The organism is Brasilonema octagenarum UFV-OR1 (assembly GCF_963888615.1).
Classification (GTDB): Bacteria; Cyanobacteriota; Cyanobacteriia; order Cyanobacteriales; family Nostocaceae; genus Brasilonema; species Brasilonema sennae.
On the sequence record NZ_CAWPKW010000125.1, the window covers coordinates 1 to 590 of the forward strand.

General features: G+C 44.1%; 1 protein-coding gene. It reads right to left on the reverse strand.

The features are described 5' to 3' along the window. The coding region (locus AC5590_RS08920) for an AAA family ATPase (RefSeq protein WP_211178830.1) at nucleotides 1–590 on the reverse strand (590 nt) is incomplete at both ends.

The window sequence follows — 590 nt, forward strand, 5'->3', positions numbered from 1 at the left end:
GCAATTTGTCAAGTTCCTCTACCGGAGTTTTTACCGCTTCCAAATAACCCACCCAATCCAGCAGTTCACTTAAACCCGGTCGCTTGCTAAGATCAAGTTTACGAAGTTGTAACAAAACTTCGATCGCTTTTTCACTCAATTCTTGGTTAGAAATCTCGTGAGTTGCTAAAACCTGTTGCAAAAGCTCCTCTGTTTCGGGAAATTCAACGTAGTGAAAAATGCATCGACGCAGAAACGCCGTTGGTAATGCTTTTTCTTCATTGTGCGTGACAAACACGATTGGGCGTAATGCTGGGTTGTCGCCAACGGCGTAATATATATCTGGAGCCTCAGTGACTCGAAACTCCAGCCGATCCAACTCCCATAACAAATCATTGGGAAAATCGAGATCAGCTTTGTCGATTTCATCTATCAGCACGACTGAATGACGCCCATATTGAGCGCGGGCGATCGCTCTTCCTAAAGGACCTAAACAAATATAGTTCTTAATTTCTCGACTACGCAATCCTTCAGGTCCTAACTGAGCATCATAAACGCGATTGACAGCATCGTAAGTGTAAAGTAAATCCTGAGCACGACTGGTAGACTTG